Below are 586 nucleotides of genomic sequence, written 5' to 3' on the forward strand. Positions count from 1 at the left end.
GTTAAGGCACACTATGAATAAGGTAATTGCGTTTTTTCTTGTTTGTGTTTCTTTTTACACCGAAGCCTGGGAATGCAACAACGAGAATAGATACAAGCAGTCAATAGGTGCGCATGCTGACCAGGCGACCGATGTATTTTTAGGGCAGGTAGTTTCTGGGACCTATGACCCAAATAAAAAATATGGGAATGAAACTGAAATTACTGTTGCGGTAAATCATTCATTCAAAGGTGAGAATGGAAAGTCAATCACTTTAGTAACTGGTTTTGAGTCGCTGTTTCAAGGAGTTACATTGGGTGAAAGTTATGTATTCTTTTTATTCTCAGATAGAGAGTTGACCTTTTGTCGAGAATTAATTCCGGTTGGTCCAAGTACGCGTAGCCTCGAAGATCTCAAGGAGATGACTAATCGAATGGATATATACTCTGGATCTAAGATCAAGCATTTACTTCACCACTTTGGGAACCTGCCTTAACAAGCAGCGGCAGAGCGACAACCAACGCTACGCACCTTTTGTGTTACTCGCTGGCGCTCAAACATTAACACAAAATGCGCTCCGCGCTGGCTGCGCCTGCGCTGGGCGTTA

The 586-nt window shown here is 43.0% G+C and carries 1 protein-coding gene; it reads left to right on the forward strand.

The genetic code is table 11. The features are described from left to right. A partial coding sequence (locus KUV22_RS17215; RefSeq protein ID WP_222233013.1) for a hypothetical protein occupies nucleotides 1-475 on the forward strand: 475 nt, incomplete at its 5' end. Nucleotides 476-586: the final 111 nt, after the last annotated feature.

This window comes from Microbulbifer agarilyticus, assembly GCF_019800665.1.
Lineage (GTDB): Bacteria > Pseudomonadota > Gammaproteobacteria > Pseudomonadales > Cellvibrionaceae > Microbulbifer > Microbulbifer agarilyticus_C.